This is a genomic window from Terriglobus albidus (genome assembly GCF_025685425.1).
Lineage (GTDB): Bacteria > Acidobacteriota > Terriglobia > Terriglobales > Acidobacteriaceae > Terriglobus > Terriglobus albidus.
Genome location: NZ_JAGTAS010000055.1, coordinates 68977 through 93428 on the forward strand (window position 1 = coordinate 68977; position 24452 = coordinate 93428).

Genomic DNA, 24452 nt, shown 5'->3' on the forward strand with positions numbered 1-24452 from the left:
TTGTTTGTCATTTCGCAGCGATAGCGGAGAAATGACAAAAAGCCAGGCAAAATTGCCCCGCTCAGCATGCCGATATACCCTAAACCTCCGAGGCAGTAATCTTTCCCTTCCGCCCTCTGACAGCACATCTGCACGCCCGACGGAGTGCAGACATCGTTCCGGGAGCATCCATAAACCAGCGGATATCTCGGTTTTTGAGCCAAATGCAGTTTTTTATTTACAACAAATAGTTTCTAAGAGTAAAAAAGCGGGCGTAGTTCAAGTTTTATTTGTTTGGACATCAAACTATATCATACGTGTATCGCGCCCTATTCCTCGTGTCGATTTTGGCGGCCCCCGTTTCACTTTTCGGCCAGGTCACTACCACTTCTATCGTCGGCACGGTCACGGATCCCACCGGAGCCGCCATCCCAAATGCCACCGTAATAGCCACAGATAATGACCGTGGGCAGTCGAAGTCCGCGCAGACGGGAAGCGATGGAGCATACCGTATCGACTTCCTGTTGACCGGCAACTATACCGTCACCGTATCCATGCCGGGCTTCAAACGGTTTGTGCAGAAGGGCATCACGCTCAATGCTGGAGCTCCGGCAAGCGTGGACATCGCTCTTTCCGCCGGTGAAGTGACGGAATCAATCGAAGTCACTGCTTCGGCGCCGCTGGTCAACACGGTCAACGCTGAAGTCGGAACCACGGTGGACTCACGCCAGATGATTGAGCTTCCCCTGGTGAACCGCAACCCTTATCAGTTGCTTGACCTAACGCCCGGCGTGCAGACCAACTCCAACATTCAATCGTTTGGCGCTCCCGCGCAGATTACCCTGATCAATGGAGGCAGCGACAACGGCGCCGGTTCCGTCAACTACTATCTTGACGGCGCACCGAATATGACCGGCCTGCGCAACTCAGGGAATATCCTTCCCAACCCCGATGCGCTGCAGGAGTTTCGCGTTCAGACCAGCAACTACGGCGCCCCGTACGGACGGTTTGCCTCTGGCATCATCAATGCGCTGGTCAAGACGGGGACGAACACGGTCCACGGTACGGTCTTTGAGTTCATTCGTAACCAGAAGCTCAACGCGCGCGACTGGGGATCAAATGCCTCTCTCCCGAAATCTCCTCTACACCGCAATCAGTTCGGGGCCACGCTTGGCGGGCCGATCGTACCCAACAAGACGTTCTTCTTCGGCTCCTATGCGGGTCTTCGCCAGACCAGCGGCACCTTCCTGCAGAACTCCATCATTCCTACAGCCGCCAATCAGGCCGGCAATCTGAGCGATCACTTCCCTGCCAATCTTTCGGCGACCTCGGCCTACTCGTGCGCGACAGGTTCCGCTCCCGTCCTGTCCGCTGCGGATCTCGCAAGCGGCAAGTACCTCATCTGCAATCCGTACAGCAGTTCCAGCGCAGCCAATAGAACGACCTATCCAGGGAACATCATTCCCGCAGGCCATCTTGATCCGGTTGCCGCGAGGTTCATGCAGAGCTATCTGCCGGCTCCGAATACGACCTTCTCCAGCTCCGTCGGCACCTATCCTTCGTGGCAAGGGTATTTCAGCTCTCCTTACAACACCGATGACTTTCTGCTGAAGCTGAATCACACGCTGAACGCGAACCAGCAGTTGTCGGCCACCTACTTCAACTCCAGCGGCTTCAATGCAGCTCGTGGTGGATCGAGCAACGTTCCTTACTCCTCGCAGAACATGTTCTGGCGGCAGCAGAACTTTGTTCTTGGACACACCTGGACCATCACCCCGGCCGTCGTCAACAATGCCTGGATCTCCTACACGCGCCTGCTCTCGAATCGCGTCAACACCCCGACACTCTCGCTTGCTGACTTCGGTTCAGCCTTCACACCGCAGGGACCGAAGGCTCTGCCTAATCTCTCCATCACCGGTTACTTCACTCTTGGGGAAACGAACTCCGGTCCCGGGTTCACGAACAATTACGCCGTCCGTGACCTGGTCACCTGGACGCTTGGCCGCCACACACTTCAATTCGGGGGCGAGGCCGTCCTCGACAAATCGCAGAAGGTCGCCAATCTGAATAACTGGGGAAGCTTCTCCTTCAATGGAGGCGTGACTCGCGTCGGCAGTCAGTCCACCGGACTCGCAGGCTTTGGCGACTTCCTGCTCGGTCTACCCAGTTCGGTACAGCAGGACGCGCCTGCCTCCGTCTCCGCCGTTACCCTTACCTCATCCTTCTTCCTGCAGGATGATCTCCGCCTCAATCGGCAGCTTACGGTCAATCTGGGATTGCGCTATGACATTCAGACGCCGCCGGTCGACCCTGCAAATCGCGAATCCAGCTTTGTGCCTGGACAGCAATCTACGGTGCGGCCGAATGCTCCCGTAGGCCTGCTCTTCCCCGGGGACGCAGGCATCTCTCGCGGTATCACACCTATCCGGTATAGCCATTTCTCTCCCCGGCTCGGTTTTGCCTACGATCCATTTGCAAATGGCAAAACCGCTTTCCGCGGCGGCGCGGGACTTTTCTGGGGCTCTCTCTCAGAAGAAAGTTGGATGGCGAGCGGCAACACCATTCCTTTCGCCATTCGCTACAGCTTCCCTGTCGTCTCCAGCACGACGGGCGCCAGTCTCTCCAATCCGTATCGCGGCCAACCTTCCGGAAATATCTTTCCATACAGCGGCAACTTCTTTCCGGTAGCCGGCCCCATCCAGCCGACAAGCAAGACGGCGGATTCTCCCTATACCGTGCAGATGAATCTCTCTGTCCAGCAGCAGCTTACCAACTCCTGGGGCATCTCTCTTGCGTATGTGGGAGCACTCAGCCGCAACCAGGTTTATGCTCCTGATCTCAACTACCCGGGACTCAGCACGAACTATGGTCTCGCAGCCGGCAGTTCGGGATGCACCAGCGGTTCAACCGGCGCTCCCATCCTCACGGCGACAACCGGCAATGTTCAGTGCCGGCGTCCTTACCAGCCGTTTGGCACCATCCTGCGCACCGAGTCGAATCAGTCCTCCTCGTATCACTCGCTGCAGGCTACGATTACGCAGCGCATGTCTCACCACTTCTCAGTCAGCGGCACCTATGTATGGTCAAAGTCACTGTCGAGCGTGGGACTTGAAAGCTCCGGTCCCGGGGGCACAGCGCAGAACTACACACGTCTGCGTGACGAACGCGGCCGCACCGACAACGACTACCGTCAGATGTCGACGATCGGCATTGTCTGGCAGCCGGACTATTACACCGGACCACAGCGCTGGCTCAAGGCAATCACGAACGGATGGGAGATCTCACCTCTCGCCCGTCTGCGCAGCGGCTCTCCCTTCACCGTAATGAATTCGCTCGATGCCAACCTGGACGGTCAGACCAACGACCGTGCCTCCGTGATCGGCGACCCCAATGCGGTACAGCGCTCACTCAACCAGTGGTTCAATACATCAGCATTTGTTCAGAATGCAGTGCCCACCAATGGCGTTCCTGTCAACGGCAACACGCCTCGTAACTTCCTGACGGGCCCTGCCTATCACAATGTCGATCTGAATCTGGCGCGCACCTTCCCGATCACGGAGCATGTCAAATTCCAGTTCCGTGCCGAGGCTTCCAATGCCTTGAATAATCCCAGCTACTCCAACCCCGGCAGCACGATCGGCACAGCGACCTTCGGCCGCATCACCGGCGCCGGCACTGTACGCCAACTGCAGTTTGGCGGCAAACTCAGCTTCTAACCATGTGGCGGGTCGAGGGCACAATTCTCGACCCGCTTCATGCAAGCAAAACTATCTCTGCAGCCAGATGCAAGGAGCAGCACGCATGACTGTTCACCCTGATCGACTTAGCCGCCGTACTCTTCTCAAAATCAGTGCCGCCGGCATGGCCATGGCAAAAACTGGCCACCTTTTCTCGGAACCAGCCACTCCCGTTCCTACAGGCCGCATCCTCTCGCTACGCTCGCCGCATCTCGTTCTGCAACTCGACGCAACAACCGGTCTTCCCATCTTCTATCGGCTGCTCGGTTCCGGAAAGCTCTACCGCGGAAGCACACCTTCTACCCCTTTGAAGGTCCGCCTCTTTCAGCACGAACCTCACGCCTTCAGTGATGTCGAGATACACCCGTCTCACGAGAAGACAACACGGACGACTGCCGACTTCCACTTCCAGGCGCTCTACGGTACCACCCCTGCGGCGAACTTCATCCTGCACTATGCAATCGATGGGCGGACTATTCAGGTCACACTCGAGGAAGTACAGGAGCATTCCGGCTTCGAGCTGATCTCACTCTCGATGCCCTCCCTGGTCAGCGTGCATGAATCCGATCCGAACTCATGGATCGCTCATGCAGACGACGGCGGCGATCTGGTTTCGCTGCGCGATGCCAAGGCAGGCAAGCTGCCTCTCAATACCTTCTGGGGGGAGATCAACGGTATCCTCCCGGTCATCATGGCCGGGCACTCAGGCACGGTCTGCGTGCAGGAGACCACCGCCTTTATGGACGGCACACTCCTGTCGGTGACTGGCGAAACTCCTGACAGGACTGCATCTCTTGGCACTACCAAGGTTCACCGTGTTGATGGGAGCGCCTGTTACGACATGAATCTGGGACGCGGGGCTCCGAAGAGCTGTGGCAACAACGCTACGCCCAATCTGCTAGTGGAACAGAAGTCGACCTGCCGGCTCGACTTCCTTGAACCGGAAGCAGGTGGAAAAGCACTCGACTGGCTTGACGGAGCAAGACTTGTCCGGGCCCGGATGCCCGCTATCCCTAACCATTTCTACGATGACAAATTCATCTATGGCATCCGGGTTGACGAACCGAAGTTTCCCAAACCATCGGCGACATTTGAGCGTTGCGAACAGATTATTCGAGACATTCATGCGCTGACCGACGGCTCTCCGCAACTCGTTCACCTGTGGGGTTGGCAGTTCCGCGGAAAAGACACGGGCTATCCGGCCGTGAACGTTGTGAATGAGCGCATCGGCGGTTATGAGGGCATGATGCGCCTGATGGATCGAGCAAAATCCTTAAACACCACCGTCAGCCTTTCCGACAACTACGATGATGCATATCGCAGCAGCCCGGCATGGAACGAAGGGATGATCGCCCGCAAACCCGATGGCGACCTTTGGAAGAGTCGCGAATGGACCGGCGAAGAGTCCTACATCCAGGGACTGGCCAAATATATGGAAGGCCCAGGCCCGGACCGCGTCCGCTATACCTGCGAACGCTATAAGCTGCCAGGAACCATTCATGTCGACGTGCTTTCGTATTACGCCATTCGCAATGACTGGGATCCCAAACATCCCGCAAGCGGCATTCGGAATCTCAATGCCGGTCGTTACCGGATCCTGGAGGAGTTCGCCAAGCACGGCGTCGACGTCACGTCGGAAGGGCTTCGCTATCCATTCATCGGCAAGATGAGCATGAGCTGGTATGCGGGCGGCCCAAAGCCCTGTCCCTTCGGGGGAAAGCCTGTGCCGATGCTCTCTATGATCTACCGCAAGAGCGCCGTCTGGGGCCGCGCCGGAAACGCGGGTGAGCTTCCCCTCTTTCTCATGACCTTCTATGGCGAAGCGCAGCACTCAATCTTCAATGGAGATGCCTCGCAGGAGAGGATGCTCGACTCCTTCTATCTGACGATGGTGCCTTGGTTCCGCCTGCACCTGCTCAACATCGAAGGCTTTCAGCGCACCCAGGAGCGAACCATTACGTATCTTGAAGGCGCCGGCAACTCCATCGAGATGGATTGGGAGAATCAGAGTTACAAAGTCACTCTTAACGGAGCAGAGGTCGCAAGAAAGGATGCTGTCTTCTGCCCCCTGGGCAATGACCGCATCGCTATGTATTCCGTTCACGACGGCCCATTGACCGCGACGCTGCCCGCATCCTGGAAGCCACAAGAGGTCGTTGGCGCGGCGCTCTTCCCAGATAGAAAGGAACCCGTCCCTCTGAAGCAGGCAGGACGTGAGGTCACGGTCACAATGCAAGGACGACGTCCTGTCATGCTGTACCGCAGCCGGAACAACACAAGCACAACTTAGCCGCAGAGACCAGAGCCGGGTGTCCTATAGTGGCTGAACCGAGAACATTCGTTTGTTCAGCCACCACACACTGCAAGATGTTGGGCTTCCTTCTGTTCGCTTGACCTCCATCAAAGCGACACGGCACACTGCCTTCTGACGGCAAAGGAGCCGGTCCTAAGTGAAATTGAGATTACCCCTTGCAGTTCTCTTCCTCGCACTCGCACCGGTGCTCCCCGCGCAGCAGCCGATTCGAGTCGCGATCGTCGGCCTTGTTCACGGCCACGTCAAAGGCTTCCTGCGTGATCTTCCCAAATCCAAAGACGCTCAACTGGTTGCAATCGTCGAACCCGATACCGCGCTTGCCGCTAACTACGAGAAGCAATTCTCGCTCGACCATTCCCTCTTCCACACCGACCTGGAAGAGACGCTCAACAGCACACACCCTGATGCAGTTCTGGTTTACACGACCATCCTTGACCACCGCCGTGTTATTGAAGCTGCCGCGCGTCATCACATCTCGTCCATGGTAGAGAAGCCCCTGGCGACCACCATGCCCGATACACTTGCCATCCGGGATGCTGCGAAACGTTACAACGTGCACGTCCTTGTCAACTATGAGACGACCTGGTACTCCTCCAACGCTGAAGCCCTGAGCCTCGCTGCGAATGGCAAGCTCGGCGATGTACGCAAAGTCGTTGTGCACGATGGGCACGAAGGCCCCAAGGAGATTGGCGTCGGCCCGGAATGGCTTCCATGGCTCACGGATCCCGTCCGCAATGGCGCAGGTGCACTCTTCGATTTCGGCTGCTATGGCGCTGACCTTGCCACTGTGCTGATGCATGGAGAAACTCCAATCTCTGTCACCGCCTCCGCTCAGACCGACAAGCCGGAGATCTATCCGCACGTCGACGACGATGCAACCATCATCGTGCGCTACCCGAAGACCCAGGCCGTCCTGATGGCGTCCTGGAACTGGAGCTTCGCCCGCAAAGATATGGAGCTCTATGGAACCCAGGGAACCATCTTTACCGTTGGCCCCTCCCACGCACGGAAGCGCTTCCGTGGTGAATCCGAAGAGCAGATGGGAACCTCACCCTCGCTTCCTCCCGCTCAGTCCGGATCTCTGAAATACCTCGCCGCTGTTCTTCATGGTGAGGTCAAAGATCAGGGTGATCTGTCTTCCCTGGACACGAACTTGATCGTGATGCAGATCCTCGATGCCGCTCGCACCTCGGTACAAACCGGAAAGACAGTCTCTTTGAAACAATTGCAATAAGACATCCGCCTGGACACAGGCACCCCACCAAACAAGAAGCGGAGGAACGATGCAGCAACTTACTATCATTGCAACCCTCGTGGCGAAACCTGGCAAGAGCGAGGAACTTGGAGAGGCGCTTCTCGCACTGGTACCGCCGTCGCGCGCAGAAAAGGGTTGCATCAACTACGACCTGCATCACTCTTTGAGTGATGCGAATACATGGGTTGTCTACGAGAACTGGGTCTCCAAAGCAGCCCTGGAAGATCACTTTGCCACCCCGCATTTTCAGGCGTTTTCCAAGCAGCTCGACGAGCTTACCGGCGGAAGCGTTGGCCTGCAGGAGTTCCAAATGGTGAGCTCAAAGGCCTGATCGGAGACAATTCAGACATTCTCCCCTTGACATTCGACACGAAGATGCGAAAGCCTTTTGTCGAATATCAAGGGGAGAGCCTATGCCGCCGTCTACCGACATTCTTCAGGGAACACTTGACGTTCTCATCCTGAAAACCCTCGCTCATGGACCTATGCATGGATGGGGTATTGCCACCCGTATTCAGCAGATCTCCGCGGATGTTCTCCAGATCGGGCAGGGTTCTCTGTATCCCGCTTTGCATCGGCTCGAATATAAGGGATGGATAAAAGCTTCCTGGGGAGCCTCCGAGAATAATCGCAAGGCAAAGTTTTACGCTCTCACACCTCTCGGCAGCAAGCAATTGCGGTCTGAGCTGGAACAGTGGAATCGCCTCAGCACGGCTATGTCCACAGTGCTCAACGCATCCCGGGAGGAGTTCGCATGATCCGCGAAGCTATCTACCGCCTCCGCTACATCTTTCGCAAGCACAACGTCTCAACGGATGTCGACGAAGAGTTGCACGTTCATATGGCGCATGCGATCGAGGCAAAGATTGCTTCCGGCCTGTCACCGGTCGAGGCCCGCCGTCAGGCCTCTATTGAATTCGGCAGCATGCAGGCTGCACGCGAACAATGTCACGACCAGCATCCGCGGGCATGGTTTGACACTCTGCGGCAGGATCTCCAGTTCAGCCTTCGTTCCCTGAAGCGCGATCGCGGTTTTACTGTAATCGCTGTCGTCATTCTCGCAATTGGTATGGGCGCCAATATCGCCGTCTTCAGCCTGGTGAACACGATCCTCCTACGGCCATTGCCCTTTCACGATCCCGAAGCGCTGGTATGGATTCAGCCGGCAGATGCGGACGGAGGACTTTCCGGTTCTACCTATTCGGTCGACGCGTATGAAGACCTCCGCGATATGAACCGTTCTTACAGCGGTGTGACGGGCTATTTTGCATTCAGCTCGCCGAATAACCATAAACTTACCGGTGAAGGCATTCCGCAACCGGTGACCGGAATTGACGTCATCCCTAACTTTCTTGACGTACTCGGCGTAACACCTGCTCTCGGACGGGACTTCCGTAGAGAAGATGGGCTTAAAGGCGCATCACCGGTTGTGATGCTCTCCCATGCATTCTGGATGACGCGTTTCCACGGCGATCGCAACGTCATCAATACCGCGGTCTCTATCGACAACGCACCAGTAACGGTTGTCGGAATACTTCCAGAGAGCTTTGATTTCGGTTCGACGTTCTCGCCCGGCACACGCGTAGACGTGCTTACCCCTTTGAACGTAGAGATGATTCGGTACTCCGGAAACACGCTAACGTTCATTGGACGTCTAAAGCCCGGTATTACCGCGCAGCAGGCATCGGCCGAAACTGCAACGCTATTCCCGCAGTTCTATTGGGGAAAGAAATTCCCCGAGAGCAAAGGCAGTTACGGCAAGGCCGTTGCCGTTCCCCTGAAAGAGCATGTTGCCGGACAGCTTCGTCGTTCTCTCTATGTTCTTTGGGCTGCGGTAGCGACCATCCTGCTGATCGTCTGCGTCAACCTCTCTAACCTGTTGCTCGGACGCGCGGCATCGCGCAGTAAAGAGTTTTCCCTTCGCTTTGCATTAGGCGCCAGCCGCGGGCGATTGATAAGACAGTTGCTCACCGAGAGCTTCCTGCTAGCCACCTCCGGCTCAATCCTGGGAGTCGCCCTGGCTGCGGCCGTGGTTCGCTGGCTTGCCCATCAGGGATCGATTGCACTGCCACTTATCTCAGAGCTCCGCATTGATCCGGTTACGCTCTTGTGGACGCTACTTCTCAGCTTCATCGCGATGGTGCTCTTCGGCATTGTCCCGAGTCTGCGGGCGACGGATACCGGACTACAGTCACGTCTTAAGGACAGCGGTCCTGCTACCAGCGAAGGCAAACGGCATGAAGGACTGCGCAATGCCCTGGTCGTGAGTGAGATCGCTCTTGCGTGCGTCCTGATCGTCGGCGCCGGCCTCCTCTTGAGAAGCTTTCTCCATGTTCTGGATGTTGACCTCGGCTTCCGGCCATCCCAATCCGCCTCGATCACGGTCGATGTACCGAACCTGAAGAAGGAGGAACGATACAACTTCTATCGCAATCTGCTACACGAAATCCCCATGATTCCGGGCATTGAGAGTGCGGGTCTCTCCGACAATCTTCCACTCGCGCGCAATCGTACATGGGGCCCTCCTGGAGTCAAAGGAGTGACGTATGGGCGGAACGAGCGTCCATCTACATTCGTTTACATCATCTCTCCTGGTTATCTTCCAACGATGGGCATGCATCTTCGTGGGCGCGATATCTCCTGGAATGACAATGCTACAAGCGAACCGGTGATCATCATCAATGAGAAGGCTGCGCGCTTTCTATTCCCCAATGGGGATGCAGTCGACCACATGATCGTGATGAGCGGGAAGGACGTCCGTATCGTCGGTGTTGTCTCCGATGTCCATGAGACCAACGTCGAAGCCAGTTCTGCCTGGCAGGTCTATCTGCCCATTGCCCAGGGATGGGGCGAAGATGGTGCGGAACTGGTCATTCGCAGCTCTATGCCGCCAGAGACGCTTGCGACGCCCTTACTCTCTACCCTGCGACGGCTCAACCCTGGTCAGCCTGCGGCCGAGCTGCGTCCGCTGCAGGCTCTCGTCGACCACAGCACCTCACCAAGGCGCTTCTTTGCCTTCCTTGTCGCCATCTTCGCCATCGTAGGGCTTTTGCTCGCATGCCTTGGCATCTACGGCGTGATCTCCTACTCGGTTGCCCGCCAGACGCAGGAGATTGGGATTCGCATGGCACTAGGCGCGACACGTAGCCGCGTGCTGCTCAGCGTTATCGGAAGGACAGTGCGCCTTTCGGTCATCGGCATTGCCATTGGAACGATCGTTTCTTTCATCGTGGCGAAGGCGATCAGCGCATTGCTTTACGGCACCGAGCCAAACGATCCTATTACGTTCACCGGCATGATATTACTCTTGATCTCTGTTGCCGTCTGTTCGGGCTACCTGCCGGCAAAGCGTGCAGCAGATGTGAGCCCGATGACCGCACTTCGAACGGAGTGATTCTTGATCTACATATCCGGACGTACGATGATTGATCATCGAGGAATTCTCCGATGCGTGCTGCGTTACTGGAACAACCGGCGCCGATTGAGACCTCATCGCTCATGCTGCGGAACGTCCCCGTGCCCTCTCCCATGCCAGGTGAGGTCTTGCTGAAAGTCCTGGCATGCGGAATTTGCCACACGGACCTCCATATCGCTGAAGGCGACCTTCCTCCGATCAAAAAGCCCGTCATCCTTGGGCATCAGATCGTGGGCGAGGTTATGAAGACAAACGCTGGTTCGTCTCAAATTGGAGATCGCGTAGGGATTGCCTGGCTGGGCGGTACCGATGGTACCTGCCGATACTGCAGAACGGATCGTGAAAATCTATGTGATCATCCCGTATTCACAGGCTACAGCCGGGATGGCGGCTTTGCGGAATATGTCGCCGCCGATGCCCGTTTCACCTATCCAATTCCAGAAAACCTGCCCTCCGAAACGGCTGCTCCGCTGCTTTGCGCCGGCGCCGTGGGCTATCGGAGCCTACGTGTTGCTGAGGTCAAACCCGGTACGAAAGTTGGCCTGTTTGGATATGGCGCCTCAGCGCAGATGGTGATGCCTGTTCTTCTCCATTGGGGCTGTGAGGTTTTCGTCTCCACGCGGGAACCAGACCACCAGGAGCTGGCCCTCACACAGGGCGCACGTTGGGCAGGGCCGCTCGATGAGAGAGCTCCCGAACAACTTGATGCCGCGATCACCTTTGCGCCGGTCGGTCATGTTGTTATCTCTGCCCTGCGGTCTCTCTCGAAGGGAGGGATCGTCGCGATCAATGCCGTCCACCTGGACCGCATTCCGTCGTTCGATTACGACACGCTTCTTTGGGGAGAACGGCAACTTCGCAGTGTCGCCAACCTCACACGGAAAGATGCTGCCGATTATCTGCAGCTAATTTCAAACCTTTCATGGCGACCAAAGACGACCCCATGCCACCTGGAAGAGGTGAATCGGGCTTTGCTTGATGTTCGGGAAAGCAGATTCACACTTCCCTATGTCATCATTCCGTGAGTCCAACACAGGTAAGCACCATAACGTCCCTGTGTTCGAAGCGAGTGGAGCTGCTTCTTCACGCCACCTTGATATTGACAGCTTTGGAAGGAGCGGATTTTGGCAATGTAAGTTGGAGCACGCCATCGCTGAGCTTTGCTTCACTCTGGCTTGCATCGATCATGGCGGGCAATTCGATATGGCGCGCGATCTCATTCGAAAATACCTCGCTATATGTGACAACCCCCTTCCCCTTTTCTTCCCTCCTGCTTTCGGATCTGCCGCGGATGTACACGCCATCCGGCTCCACTTGAACGGTCAGCTCCTCGGCTTTGAACCCGGGCACTTCAGCCCGAATGGAGAAACTTTGATCTGACTCTGTAATCTCGACCGGAACCGCTTTCAAGAACTCCGATTCAGCCTTAAACCAATCATCCCAGTCGCGGCCCTCACCCCCTCCGCGCTGCTGGAACAGGCTGAAAGCACGCTTAGAGATACGTTCGGTGAGGCGCTCCATATCCTCAAACAGATTCTGAATATGAGGAAATTGAATGGCAGCCTTACTCGATTTGCCTCGGTGGACGGTTAGCGTAGTAGGCATGGCAAGCCCCTCCTTCGGCGCAAGCGCGCTCACATAGCTACATAGCAGGCTCGATACGGGGAAGACCGTGACCACCTGCACCACCTCCGGTGACTGCCATCACTTACAGAGGAGATTTTCTGGGAACGAAGTTAAGAATTAGAGCATTTTCCCTGTAGGTGTAGTCCAGAGCATCCGCATCTATGGGCGTTTTCCGCAATGAAAACGCCGCTGCACTCCCCTCCGGGATACCCAGCAACAGGGAAAGTGCTCTAAGCAGCGGCCCGTACGCAATTCACCTGAGATCTACATTCAGGTCGTAGATCTCTGCCGAACCATCGAGGTACTCGAAGATCAGGTCTCCATCTGCGGTGAATTCTAATGTCCGGGATACATCACCATTCGCATAGACCTCTGGTATCTCCATCACCTGGGTTACGCCCTGTCCTCCGACCTGAAACCTGAAAAGGGTACAACGCTGATCCTGACCTGGCTGACTCTGGCTTGCCGCGCCCCCTTGTCGTGCTGTGAAATAGAGGGTGTTCCCCTTGCGATCCCAGATACTGGCGCCAATCCTGGCCGAGTTGAACACTACGTCCCACTTTCTGGACACCCTGTCAAAGACGCGTAATTGTTCTCGATCTGCACTTACCGCAGAGATATAACGACCATCGGAGGACCACCTCGCGGCCGTCATCCCCTCAGATTCGGGCAGTTCTTCTAACAGTTTTCCTTTTGAAGAAAGAATGGCGAGCTTCCCGGACCTCGTGCTGCCCGAGCCCATCTGATCCATGACAAGTTGATCGCCCGCGGCACTATACGCCAGTTCACTCGTTCCGCTGCCGCCGATTGCCAGGATGCCTGGCTTACCGCCACGTGCGTCCACCCGTGCTAAGCTCCACGGCTTGCCGTCGGTCATGCGCAGATAGAAGATTTCATGGTCATCAGACGACCATTGCGGCATGCGCGTGTACTCGTCATGCGCCGAAAGCCGGGTTCGTTCGGTGCCATCGAGACGGCTCTTCCAGAGTGAACCCTCCGGATACACGGAGTACGCAACCCACTGTCCATCATGAGAGATGCTCAGTGAATTCGCCGAAACTGCCGGAAGAAAAGGAGCAAATTTCGAGTTGAGCAGTACGAGCTTGTGCCTCGCCTGTTCACCGATCGCATAGATATGATCCTGGTCGATAACAGGCGCCCGCCAGAAATCCACCGGCCCCGATACCAGCTCCCAGGAACGTTTGATCTTTTTCCACCCAAGTATCTCTTCGCGCTGCACCCATAGTGACGTTGACGCGGAGTTTTCAACCACATATGCGAAATACTTTCCATTGGAAGTCCATACGCCGCAACATGCACGATGTTCATGCGGCTCGCCCTGGAGTACCGGTGAAAGGCGTTTCGTCGTCAGGTTTACCTCCTGAATGCTTTGCCCCCCATCCGGCTCTCGAACCGAAAACCGTATAGTAGTACCGTCAGGTGACCATACGGGCCAAAAGGGAATTCCTTGCACGGTCGCCAGGGATACGGGGTTTTGCCCCACCTTATCCGCGGTGAATAATTGCTGACCGCGGATGAACGCCAGATGCTCGCCATCCGGTGACCACGCAGGCGATTCTCCATTGAATTCGCTTAATGGACGGTCGTTGCCTCCCTTTAACGAGGCCACGGTGACTGTACCTTTATCGCCCGGCCGCGCAATGAGTATGTCCTCCGCGCCCGTCCCTATACCAGACAGAACCCCATCACGAAATGGAAGTACCTGGTTCCTGTAGATACTTCCATCGAGGGAGATACTTGCCAAAATATTCCGGCTGTCCTGGCGCTCCGTCAAAAACAGCCTCTTATCGCGCAGGAAGATGGGAGCATCACTTACCTTGTACACGCCATCATGTGTTAGCTGCCTGACTTTCAATAAGTGTGGCCTCGCCTGAAAACCACGGAGCAGCGTAGCTGCCATCGTGACAACAAGGACGGCTGCCTGTATCAGAAACATCTTCTTAATAATGCTCCTGGACCGTCTCCCCTCCATCACAGGCGCAACCGGCCCAACCGGTGATGGAATCTTCTTTTTTGTTTTATCCGATAGGGAGAGTGAGGGTTCGCGCATTGTCGAAAGAGACAATGCGGATGGTGACATACGGTACCCTTTTTTGGGTACTGTCTCTATGTACTCCTGACCATTTGGTAACTTACCTAAGGTCTTACGCAGCAGGAAGATTGTCTGGGTCAGATTGTGTTCTTCGACAATAACGTCACCCCAGACTTTGTCCAGGAATGTCTCCCTGCTAACGACCTCTCCTTTGGCATCAAGCAGCAGAGATAGGGTCTCCAATTGCCTGGGCGTGAGATCAATCATCTCAATTCCGCGCATGACAAGTAGCGGAGATTTCTCAAACGTATATTCTCCAAAAAACTGTATCTCTTTCATTGCAAAAGACCTGGATATAACAATGGATCAATTGACCGGCATCAAGAACGGTTTTGAGGACTATATCTGGCCGTTGTATGTACCTTGGGCCTGTTTCACTTTTACCGGGTTTCAATTCCGTATCGATCGTTGGCCCGTTGTACTGCATTTGGTTTTCTTAAAGGACATACCATTATGGAAATTACTGGACTGCATCGGTCGCTTTATGACCCTGCTTTGTATACCTCTCATGTTCCGCAAAGATTGCTGATCTGGAGCCCATATCTCCTGGTTGTCATACTTACATTGGCTGGAGTCAATATCATCCTTTCGACGTACCGGATGTCTCTCATCAATGCCATGCCCCCGAGCGGACGGCTGGCTGCGATGGGGGTACTGCAGGTAGCCTGTATCGTTTCGCTCTGTGAGATCTGGGTACAGAACGCATCTTCCATCCTCCGTCGGGAATCACGCGACGCAAACCAGCAAGTAGGCGACCAAACCTCCAGGCGCTGAAAGCACACATCGCCAAAGGAATTAAGGCGTCTCAACAGCCGGTAAAGGTGCGCCTTGGAATCTGGGGTACACCATACGCCTGTTTGACATAAAAATACGAGCGATTTCAAACATATTGAGGTACTTAAGGTATCCGTGATGCTAAGGACTAAAGTAGTCGCAATTATTACAAGCTCAAGGCCATTTATTCAGACTGCCGAGGCTACGCTTCAATCCGAGGGACATCTTGTTGAGGTCTTCGAATCCCTGAAAGAAGCCTTGGCTGCTTGCCAGACACGCCATTTCGATGCTGTCATTTTGGACGTCTCCGCACGTCCTCCCAGAGATGAGACTTCTTTGTCGAGACTTAGTCAGCAGGTAGGTGCACATCGCATTTGGCTTGCGCCCCCCCTCGGTCTGAGCCCGTGGGTTCAGGATGCAGAGACACTTGGGATCCATCATTTTCTCAAAGTCCCGGTTCAACGCCCTGAACTCGAAGAGATGCTTACGGAACTCTCCCAGTTAACGGAGGAGTTTGAAGTTACTCGCGACGTAGATCATGACGTCCGGCCGACTTCTGGACGCTATCATCTGGAAGAGATAAGCCATAACCGCTACTTCCTTGCGGCCTCACCGGCCATGATGCGAATCTATGAGAACATTCGCCTCCTCGCCGCGGTCGATGTTCCTGTATTGATCCTTGGGGAGAGCGGCGTCGGTAAGGATGTCGTCGCCAATCTCCTTCACAAGCACTCTCGCCGCTCGTCGCACACCTTCAGCTCCGTCAATTGTGCCGCTCTCCCGCCGGACCTTCTTGAAAGCGAACTCTTCGGCTATGAGGCGGGCGCCTTTACCGGAGCCGTCAAGGCGAAACCCGGTAAGTTCGAGCTGGCCGATCGGGGAACCCTCCTGCTGGACGAAATCGGTGAGATGAGCGCTCCGATGCAGGCTAAGTTGCTTCATGTCCTGCAGGACGGCCGTTACTCCCGTCTGGGTGCAAGAACCGTCTCAACCGCTGATGTCCGGGTGATCGCTGCCACCAACGTCAATATCGAGAATGCAATCACAGATAAGCTCTTTCGCGAAGACCTTTACTATCGCATCAGCGCCTTCACGATCAATATTCCTCCGCTGCGCGAACGGCGGGAGGAGATTCCGTTCCTTGTGGAACAGATGGTCAAGCGGCAGGCCGCTCAGTTCCAGCAAGATCCGGTCTATATCTCACCGCGCATCGTCTCTTTGCTACAGGAATACCACTGGCCCGGAAACCTGAGAGAGCTCTCGAATGCCGTCATACGCATTCAGATTCTCAAGGGTAGCGATGCCTCGGTCGCCGATATCGAGAGCAAGGTGATGGGACGTGCCTCCATCACCGAGCAGACCTGCCCGACGATTGAAGGAGAACCCGATGCCAGCGTAACTCATATGCGCTCCATCGTCCGGAACTTCAAAGACCAGACTGAAAGCCGGCTGATACAGCAGGCCCTGGAGGCGGCTCGCTGGAATCGCAGGCACGCCGCCGCGGCATTGCGTATCAGCTATCGCACTTTGCTGTACAAAATCGACCAGTATCACCTGAAAGAAGCTAGAGCTCCAATGCGGTTTTCGACGGGTCACTAAGGGATATCGCAGACGCGGGTACCCCGCTTATCGGTTTCACGAAGACTGGGCTTTAGCGCTGGGCTTTCCTGACGAAAGGAAGGCGCAGGGCTAAAGCCCATTTATGTTTATCGATGCAGTGTGGTCGATAGAGCGCAGATGAACTCTAGACTAGAGCGGCTTTGAGGCTTCCACTCGCCTCGAGTTGTTCCTTCTGCCACGCGATCGTCTTCATCAAGCCGATCGCTAGTGGTACTTTGGCTCGGAAACCAAACAGGCGTTCTGCCTTCCGGATATCCGGAACGCGACGGCGGACATCCTCGTACTTACGTCCTGCGATCTCGTTATAAGGGACGAATGTAATACGCAGCGATCCATCTTTTCCACTCAAGCGATGGATGCTGTGTGCCAGCTCCAGGATTGAGATCTCAGTATTGTCTCCAATGTTGACGATTTCACGATTGGCATTCTGGGATTCTGCGGCAGCTACGATGCCACGTGCGGTGTCCTCAACAAACGTAAAGGATCGTGTCTGCAGGCCATCACCATGGATGGGTATGACCTCCCCGCGCAGGATGGCGCTGATGAAGACAGACTGGGGGCCTCCCCACCAGCTCAGGTTTTGACGCGGCCCGTACGAACCAAATATCCGCAGAACAGTCGCATTGATCCCCGCTTCTTCCGCCATGGCAAGCACCAGGTGCTCGTCGAACATCTTCGAAGCAGCATAGGCCCATCTCGCCACCGTCGCGGGTCCAAGAACTGAATCTCCATCCTCGGAGAAAGGTACCCTTGGATTTTTGCCATACACATCCGAGGTGGATGTAATCACAAAGCGAGCGTTGTTCTCGACCGCGATCTGCAATGCGTTCTGAGTCCCATGGGAGTTCACCATCAGTGTCTTCGTCGGGTTTTCGTAACGCGGGATCTTGTATGCAGCCAGATGAAGGACAATATCGACCTTCCCCGCGGCCTGCCGCAAGGCGTCGTAATCACATACATCCGCGGCGTGAAATTCAAATCCAGGATATTCCCTCGCGGAGTCAAGGTTTGCGGAGTTCCCGTGTGACATGTCATCTACAGCAATGACGTCGTAACCTTTTCCAAGCATCAGATCGGTTACATGCGATCCCAGGAAGCCGGCAGCCCCCGTAATAAGTACCCGTTTTGTCATGCAGCCCTCACCATTTCCATAATTCGACCGATGCTACGTTCTCCTGCATGGCCTTCACCAAACTCGACCAGATCCCTGGGCTCCTGGATACTATTGCGCCCGAAGCGTGCCAGGCGACGAGCTCCATCCAGGATTTTTCCTGCCTCATTGCCGACCAATATGTTCCACCCCCCGTGCAGCGTCTCAATCCACTCGGTCTCGTCTCGGAGAGTCAAGCATGGTACCCCCATGAAGTAGGCTTCTTTCTGCAGCCCACCCGAATCCGTCATGATGAACCGGGCATTTCGCTGTAGCGCGAGCATATCCAGGTATCCGACCGGCTCGATCACGTTCACATGATCCGCAAGAAACAGATCAGAATTGCTCGTTCCGAGCAGACGTTTCCGCAGCCGCGGATGCATCGGAAAAATAATGGGAACATCCATCTTCTTTAAAGCCTCAAGAATGCCATTAAGCCGTTCAGGCTCATCCGTCGCTTCGGCTCGATGAATAGTAACCAGAGCATATTCCTGGGTTCCCAAGTGAAGCTCACGCTGTATTGCGGACTGCTCATTCGTGCCGAAGAGGCTGACAGCATCGAGCATGACGTCTCCTACAAATGCTGCCCGCTCGCCGAGTCCTTCCATCTCTAACTGCTTTACGGCATTGGGCGTCGGGCACAGAAGAAGGTCTGATATATGGTCTGCAACGATTCGGTTTAGTTCTTCCTGCATCATCCGATTGAAGCTGCGCAATCCAGCCTCAAGATGAATTACAGGAATATGAAGCTTCGCTGCCGCCAGCACAGATGCAAGGGTCGAATTTGTATCGCCGTACGCGATCACAGCGTCCGGCCTCCACTCCAATAGTTCCGCTTCCACTCCGGCAAGCATGAGCGCGGTCTGAATTCCAGGAGTCCCCATCCGGACGCTCTCCAGCAATCTGGGCTTGGGCAGACCCAGTTCCTGAAAAAATACCGAAGACATCATCGGATCGCTGTGCTGCCCTGTATGCAGCAGCCTGTGTTCTATTGCACCGAAGTGTTCACGGTTATACTCTTCGATCGCCCTTACAAGGACTGCCATCTTCACGAATTGCGGCCGCGTTCCACCTATGGAAAGTATCTTCACGGTGTTTCTCCCGGCTTGGTCTCGCTCTCGTATGGCAACAACTGATCAATATCTACCGGGCGGACAACTCTGGCCGGAGCCCCCATGACAACCATGCGCGCCGGGACATCGCGCGTTACCACGGACCCCGCTGCAACCAGAGCATCTTCCCCGATCAACACTCCCGGCAAAATCGTGGCGTTCGCAGCAACGCGGGAGCCTTTCTGCATGGTCACTCCGCCGAAGTGTTTGAACCTCTCCTGCGTGCGTCCGACAAAATTGTCATTGGTGAAGGTCACCTCGGGAGCGACAAAACACTGGTCTCCGATTGCGGATTTCGCGGTGATGTAAGCCCCGGTTTCAATCTTGCAGCACCGCCCTACTCTGACCTGGTTTTCAATGGCAACTCCTCTGCCAATGATGCTGAGTTCGCCAATGGCAGTGTCTTCACGCACGCTGGCAAAGTCAGCAATCAGAACCCCATCTTCGACAATCGCCCCTGAATAGATCACGGCGTTGCTCCCAACCAGACAACCGTTACCCAAAAAGGCCGGCCCCAGTTCCTTGGTTCCAGTCATAGCGCTGGCTTTTGATTTCAGTGGCTTCTTGCCGATAATTGCCCCGTCATCGATCCTGACGTCCTTACCAATAGTGGCGTGATCATGAAGAACGACATGATTGCCAATAACCGTGCCTTCCCCGATACTGACGTTCTGGCCCACAACTACATTCCTGCCGAAATGCACGTTGGGGTATCTTCTGTTTCTTTCCTGCTCCAGGAGAAGAGCATTTTCAGATGCAACAAATTCAAAACTCATAGGACCTTCTATCTTTCCAACGGATCGTAACGATCCTGCCGGACGTGCGTAAACTAACGACTTCCAACAATCTTCATCATTCGCCCGACATCCTCTCTCTTCTCCTGCCCGTCCTGCTTTGCCTCGGGCTTGCAGAAGGACGGATAGCCATTGTTTCTGGCGAAGACACAATCCAGAGCCAATTTCAAGTGATCTCTGATTGTGCGAAGAATTCGCATTTTGCTGCATCCAGTCGTACGTCGATGCAGCGTCATTGGCACCTCGTGGATCCGATAGCCAAGATAGGATGCATTCATCAGAATCTCCACCGTAGACACAAATCCGTTGCTCCGGAAATGCGCTCGCCTGATGAACGAACCGCGATATGCGCGGAACATGCTCGTATAGGTGTAGAGCTTGACCGGCGAAATCATGCGATAGAGCCGTGAACAATAACGGCTGAGAGCATACCGCCAGGGCGCGACCCCCTCGACGGAACCTTGCGGATGATATGGAGATGCCACGACTACATCCGCCTTCCCATCCACGATCAAATGAACCATCTGGGCAAGCTGGTCCGCGCGGTAGCTGCAATCTGCATCCAGAGTGCAAATAACATCGGCGCTGGCTGCGATCTCAAATCCCGTGCGGAATGCTGCGCCAATACCGAGATTGCGGGAGTGTGAAACTACTCTGTAGGAGGCCCCGTACGGTGCCGTCCGTGGCAGAAGCGCCACGGTACGGTCCGTACTTCCGTCGTCGATAAAGAGGTAAAACGTGATGTAGCGATCCTGCAGACCCCGCTGTAACTCCGCAAGCCGGATCCGAAGAACCTGCAGTGATTCCTGTTCATTACATACGGGTATGACTACAGCAACTCGAGGACGGCTAAGGCTATGTCGCGTGTCTGGCATTCGAGCTCTCCTGTCTATCCCCGAGGCAGCTTGCTTAACAACGAACGATCTTGGAAGACACGATCCCGCGGGTGGCGTTACGCGTGTCCACGACAAGTTGTGAATCGCGCACGATCGCCTGGTAGTCGTAGTCGGAGTGGTCAGTGGCAATGACGACACAGTCGTAGTCAGCCAGACGATCCAGGGGGGTACACGTCATGCCAAGGTCGTAATGCCGGCCGCGGCCGACAGTTGGGAAGTAAGGGTCGTTGTAGTCGACGCTTGCCTTCTCTTCCTGCAGCATCTCGATAATCTCGAGTGATGGAGACTCACGCAGATCGTCGATATCCTTCTTGTAAGCAACACCGAGAACCAGGATCTTTGCCCCATTCATCGATTTGCGATGGGCGTTGAGGGCCTCTGAGACCGAGTGCACCACGTGACGAGGCATTCCCTCGTTGATCTCGCCGGCCAGCTCAATAAAGCGGGTGTGGAAGTTCCACTCCCGGGCTTTCCAGCTCAGGTAGAAAGGATCGATCGGGATGCAGTGACCACCAAGGCCAGGGCCGGGATAGAACGGCTGAAAGCCGAACGGTTTGGTCGCGGCGGCATCGATAACCTCCCAGATGTCGATTCCCATCCGGAGTGAGAGCAGCTTGAGTTCGTTTACCATCGCGATGTTTACGCACCGGTAAATGTTTTCAAGCAGCTTGGTCATCTCTGCCGCCTGCGTCGATGAGACCGCAACAGTGCGGCCAAAAATATTCCCATAGAGTGCGCCTGCCAGCTTTCCGGCAATCGCGCCATGCCCGCCAATCACCTTCGGGATATCCCGGCGAGCTACTGTGTTATTCCCCGGATCCTCACGTTCAGGCGAGAACGCTACATAAAAGACGTTCGCGTCCTCATCCATACCCCGCTCATAGGCCTGAAGGCCGTCGCGGCAGCCGCGGTCCAGAATGGGGATCAGCACCTCTTCCGTTGTTCCGGGATAGGTCGTACTTTCCAGAACAACCAATTGGCCGCGAACCAGCCACGGAGCAATGGACTCAGCAGTCTTCTGAATGAACGACAGGTCCGGATCGCGATGATCCGTCAGCGGTGTGGGGACACACATGATAATGGCATCCTGTTCGCTGATCTTGCTGAAATCGGTCGTTGCACGGAATCCCTGCGAACGAGCCATCTCAATTTCCGTCGCAGGAATGCGGAAGATATAACTCTTCCCATCTTCCAACTGTTCCACTTTGCGGGCGTCAATATCGAAGCCCTGCACTGTAAAGCCCGCTTCCGATAGAAGAAGGGACAGGGGGAGACCAACATATCCAAGGCCGATAACACCGACCTTTGCGGTCTTCGCTTGGAGCTTCTCGAGCTGACGCTCCGCTTGACGAGTTTGCGTGGAGACGGTTACTAAGTTCATGCCGCGTAGACAATGCACGGGATGTGCCAAATCCTCTGGCCTGACTTAGAGCATTCCCCCTGTTGCTGGGTATCCCGGAAGAGCGTGCAGCGGCGTTTTCATTGCGGAAAACGCCCATAAATGTGGAAGCCCTACACTGCACCTACGGGGAAAATGCTCCCGCGATATCGCTGGGGCAGCATCCTGTACCGGCTTATCTCCACTATCGTGCCCCTCTTTTGGGGTTCTGATCCCCTCTCGGAGATGGGAAAAGTATGCAAAGAGTTGCGCGTAACCTGCCATTTTCGGGGCAAAATAGCAGGCTTCTGCTCCCTCCAAGGTGCGATCCGAATTGGCATAGAGATTGCTCCTGTGTCTGTATGCGGTTCATACAAGGAGACATCCACGATGATGGGAGCTCGATTAAAGGTAGGAGTTGTCGGTCTGGGCGCCTGGGGCTGTAACGTCGCCCGGTGCCTCTATGAAATGCCGGAATGCGACCTGGTAGTCTGCAGCGATCTGAACGAAGGCCGCTGCTCGATGGCGCGGCACAACTGGAATGTGCAAACCGTTGCATCACTTGATGAAATGCTCGCGCAATACCCCGAGATCGGAGCTGTGGTCATCAGTTCTCCAGCTACGACCCACTACAGCCTCGCTAAGAAGGCGCTACTTGCCGACAAAGACGTCTTCGTAGAGAAGCCCTTTACCCTGAACGTCCGGGACGCCGAGGAGCTATCGGCACTGGCTGCGTCGAAAGGGCGGATTCTGATGGTTGGGCATCTCCTCGAATATCATCCTGCGGTCAATCGGATCCGCGAGATCATTCAGTCCGGCGACCTGGGTGAGATCTACTACATCTACACGCAGCGGGTAAATCTCGGCCGCATTCGTGGTGATGAGAATGCCCTCTGGAGCTTTGCACCGCACGATCTCTCTCAGATTCTCTACATACTCGGTGAGGATCCAGTCGATGTGAGCGCCCGGGGACAATCGTTTATCCAGGACGGCATTGAAGACGTTGTCTTCCTTAGCCTGTTCTTCGCGAATCGCCGGATGGCCCATATTCACATCTCGTGGCTCGACCCACACAAGATGCGCAGCACGACTGTTGTGGGCAGCAAGAAGATGCTCGTCTTCGATGACGCGGCTGCTTCCGAGAAACTCCGGATCTACGACAGCGGCGCGCAGAGCCCAGCTACATGCTCTTACGGCGAAGCGATCCAGGTGCGTTTCGGCGATATTCAGATACCCCATCTGAGCGCGACCGAGCCGCTCAAACTTGAGTTCCAGCATTTCATTAACTGTGTCGAGCAGCGCATCACACCAAGGAGCGACTCTCAAGACGGTCTGCGTGTCGTCCGCATTCTGGAAGCGGCTCAAAAATCCCTGGAAATGGATGGTCTCCCCGTATCGCTTCACTCGGGCGCCGTTTCCAAAGCACTCCATCCACCGCAAACCATCAACCGGCAATGGACGCCGAGCCTACCGATGCTCCCGGCCATGCCGGCAGTCGCGGCGCATTCCTAGACGGGCAGAAATTGCAGGATCTTCATGCGAATGATTCGCTACAAGACAGAGATGTTGGTGGGAGGCTCAGTGGCTATGGCTGCGGCCGGGCAGATACTGATCAAAGTTGGCCTTTTGGGGAAAGGTAGACTTGGTCTATTGGCCCTCCATTGGCCACTGAGCCTCCCATGGGGGGTAGTGATCGGACTTTGCGTCTACGGAGTGGGAACACTGCTCTGGTTCGCTGCGGTCGCGCAAAAGAACATCAGTTACCTCTACCCTCTCGCTGCCAGCAACTACGTTTTGTTGGGACTTTTGGGCCACTATCTTCTGCATGAATCGATGGGGCCTGGGCGCTGGACCGGTATTACCGTCATGGCGGCCGGCATTGCACTACTGTCCAAAACCGATAGAGGAATGGTCAGATGAATGCCGATACCACGCCATCGCTGGCATATTCCTGGGGAATACTCGCCGCAAGTATCACCTCTGGGTCGTTTGCACAGATTACCCTCAAACATCTGACCAACACCCTTGCCAAAAGGCAGAACGCGGGCCGTCTTATCGCCATTCCATGGCTCGCTCTCTGGGTCATTCTGTTTGGACTGGCAACTGTGTGCTGGCTCATCGCGCTACGCCATCTCGATATCTCGTACGCTTATCCCCTCCTCAGCCTCGGATACGTTCTGGTAACAAGCCTGGCAGCCCTTCTGCTGGACGAACATGTATCCCGGTCGCACTGGCTGGCAATTGGACTGATTACATGCGGCGCTGCACTCGTCGCGGGGAGTATCTGAC

At 55.5% G+C, this 24452-nt stretch carries 19 protein-coding genes; 12 read left to right on the forward strand and 7 right to left on the reverse strand.

What is annotated here, in order from left to right; all coding sequences use genetic code 11:
* Positions 1 to 326 precede the first annotated feature (326 nt).
* The 7 genes from OHL21_RS14135 (at position 327) to OHL21_RS14165 (ending at position 11725) form a co-directional block, all read left to right on the forward strand.
* Positions 327 to 3695 (forward strand): carboxypeptidase regulatory-like domain-containing protein, encoded by a 3369-nt coding sequence (locus OHL21_RS14135; RefSeq protein ID WP_263417930.1) that lies wholly within the window; start codon positions 327 to 329, stop codon positions 3693 to 3695.
* Positions 3696 to 3780: 85 nt separating this feature from the next.
* Positions 3781 to 6006 (forward strand): endo-alpha-N-acetylgalactosaminidase family protein, encoded by a 2226-nt coding sequence (locus tag OHL21_RS14140; RefSeq protein WP_263417931.1) that lies wholly within the window; start codon positions 3781 to 3783, stop codon positions 6004 to 6006.
* 160 nt (positions 6007 to 6166) lie between these two features.
* Entirely contained in the window at positions 6167 to 7264 is a 1098-nt protein-coding gene (locus OHL21_RS14145) for a Gfo/Idh/MocA family protein (protein WP_263417932.1), read from the forward strand.
* Between the two features lie 49 nt (positions 7265 to 7313).
* Positions 7314 to 7616 (forward strand): putative quinol monooxygenase, encoded by a 303-nt coding sequence (locus OHL21_RS14150; protein ID WP_263417933.1) that lies wholly within the window; start codon positions 7314 to 7316, stop codon positions 7614 to 7616.
* 82 nt (positions 7617 to 7698) lie between these two features.
* Positions 7699 to 8043, forward strand: a complete 345-nt coding sequence (locus OHL21_RS14155) for a PadR family transcriptional regulator (RefSeq protein ID WP_263417934.1) — start codon at positions 7699 to 7701, stop codon at positions 8041 to 8043.
* Complete coding sequence (locus tag OHL21_RS14160; RefSeq protein ID WP_263417935.1) at positions 8040 to 10679, forward strand: ABC transporter permease; 2640 nt, start codon at positions 8040 to 8042, stop codon at positions 10677 to 10679. The genes OHL21_RS14155 and OHL21_RS14160 overlap by 4 nt, the downstream gene beginning before the upstream one ends.
* A gap of 53 nt (positions 10680 to 10732) precedes the next feature.
* Positions 10733 to 11725 carry a zinc-dependent alcohol dehydrogenase family protein gene (locus OHL21_RS14165; protein WP_263417936.1) on the forward strand — a complete coding sequence of 331 codons (993 nt, stop codon included), beginning with the start codon at positions 10733 to 10735 and terminating at the stop codon, positions 11723 to 11725.
* Positions 11726 to 11783: 58 nt separating this feature from the next.
* Here the strand turns inward: OHL21_RS14165 and OHL21_RS14170 are convergent, their stop codons facing one another.
* Positions 11784 to 12305 carry an Hsp20 family protein gene (locus OHL21_RS14170; RefSeq protein WP_263417937.1) on the reverse strand — a complete coding sequence of 174 codons (522 nt, stop codon included), beginning with the start codon at positions 12303 to 12305 and terminating at the stop codon, positions 11784 to 11786.
* A 274-nt stretch (positions 12306 to 12579) separates the two neighbouring features.
* Positions 12580 to 14718, reverse strand: a complete 2139-nt coding sequence (locus OHL21_RS14175; RefSeq protein WP_263417938.1) for a winged helix-turn-helix domain-containing protein — start codon at positions 14716 to 14718, stop codon at positions 12580 to 12582.
* 174 nt (positions 14719 to 14892) lie between these two features.
* Between OHL21_RS14175 and OHL21_RS14180 the strand changes: the two genes are divergently transcribed.
* Positions 14893 to 15213: a hypothetical protein gene (locus tag OHL21_RS14180; protein WP_263417939.1), complete on the forward strand. Its 321-nt coding sequence runs from the start codon at positions 14893 to 14895 to the stop codon at positions 15211 to 15213.
* Between the two features lie 480 nt (positions 15214 to 15693).
* Complete coding sequence (locus OHL21_RS14185) at positions 15694 to 16812, forward strand: sigma-54 interaction domain-containing protein (RefSeq protein ID WP_263417940.1); 1119 nt, start codon at positions 15694 to 15696, stop codon at positions 16810 to 16812.
* A gap of 145 nt (positions 16813 to 16957) precedes the next feature.
* Here OHL21_RS14185 and OHL21_RS14190 read toward each other — a convergent pair whose 3' ends face one another.
* The 5 genes from OHL21_RS14190 to OHL21_RS14215 are packed head-to-tail and all read right to left on the reverse strand — an operon-like array spanning position 16958 to position 22166.
* Entirely contained in the window at positions 16958 to 17965 is a 1008-nt protein-coding gene (locus tag OHL21_RS14190; protein ID WP_263417941.1) for an NAD-dependent epimerase/dehydratase family protein, read from the reverse strand.
* Positions 17962 to 19029 (reverse strand): non-hydrolyzing UDP-N-acetylglucosamine 2-epimerase, encoded by a 1068-nt coding sequence (wecB, locus tag OHL21_RS14195; protein ID WP_263418045.1) that lies wholly within the window; start codon positions 19027 to 19029, stop codon positions 17962 to 17964. The genes OHL21_RS14190 and wecB overlap by 4 nt, the downstream gene beginning before the upstream one ends.
* Before the next feature lie 41 nt (positions 19030 to 19070).
* The gene (locus tag OHL21_RS24405) at positions 19071 to 19871 is read right to left on the reverse strand and encodes an N-acetyltransferase (RefSeq protein ID WP_317889985.1); all 801 of its coding nucleotides are present in this window, start codon (positions 19869 to 19871) and stop codon (positions 19071 to 19073) included.
* 53 nt (positions 19872 to 19924) lie between these two features.
* Positions 19925 to 20764 (reverse strand): glycosyltransferase family 2 protein, encoded by an 840-nt coding sequence (locus tag OHL21_RS14210; protein ID WP_263417942.1) that lies wholly within the window; start codon positions 20762 to 20764, stop codon positions 19925 to 19927.
* Between the two features lie 34 nt (positions 20765 to 20798).
* Complete coding sequence (locus OHL21_RS14215) at positions 20799 to 22166, reverse strand: nucleotide sugar dehydrogenase (protein WP_263417943.1); 1368 nt, start codon at positions 22164 to 22166, stop codon at positions 20799 to 20801.
* A 387-nt stretch (positions 22167 to 22553) separates the two neighbouring features.
* On the opposite strand from OHL21_RS14215, the gene OHL21_RS14220 reads away from it, so the two are divergent.
* From OHL21_RS14220 to OHL21_RS14225, 3 genes are read left to right on the forward strand one after another with little or no spacing between them, the layout of a single operon-like run.
* Positions 22554 to 23675 carry a Gfo/Idh/MocA family protein gene (locus OHL21_RS14220; RefSeq protein ID WP_263417944.1) on the forward strand — a complete coding sequence of 374 codons (1122 nt, stop codon included), beginning with the start codon at positions 22554 to 22556 and terminating at the stop codon, positions 23673 to 23675.
* A 51-nt stretch (positions 23676 to 23726) separates the two neighbouring features.
* The gene (locus OHL21_RS24490) at positions 23727 to 24083 is read left to right on the forward strand and encodes a hypothetical protein (protein ID WP_449649506.1); all 357 of its coding nucleotides are present in this window, start codon (positions 23727 to 23729) and stop codon (positions 24081 to 24083) included.
* Positions 24080 to 24451 carry an EamA family transporter gene (locus OHL21_RS14225; RefSeq protein WP_263417945.1) on the forward strand — a complete coding sequence of 124 codons (372 nt, stop codon included), beginning with the start codon at positions 24080 to 24082 and terminating at the stop codon, positions 24449 to 24451. Before OHL21_RS24490 ends, OHL21_RS14225 begins: the two co-directional genes overlap by 4 nt.
* Position 24452: the final 1 nt, after the last annotated feature.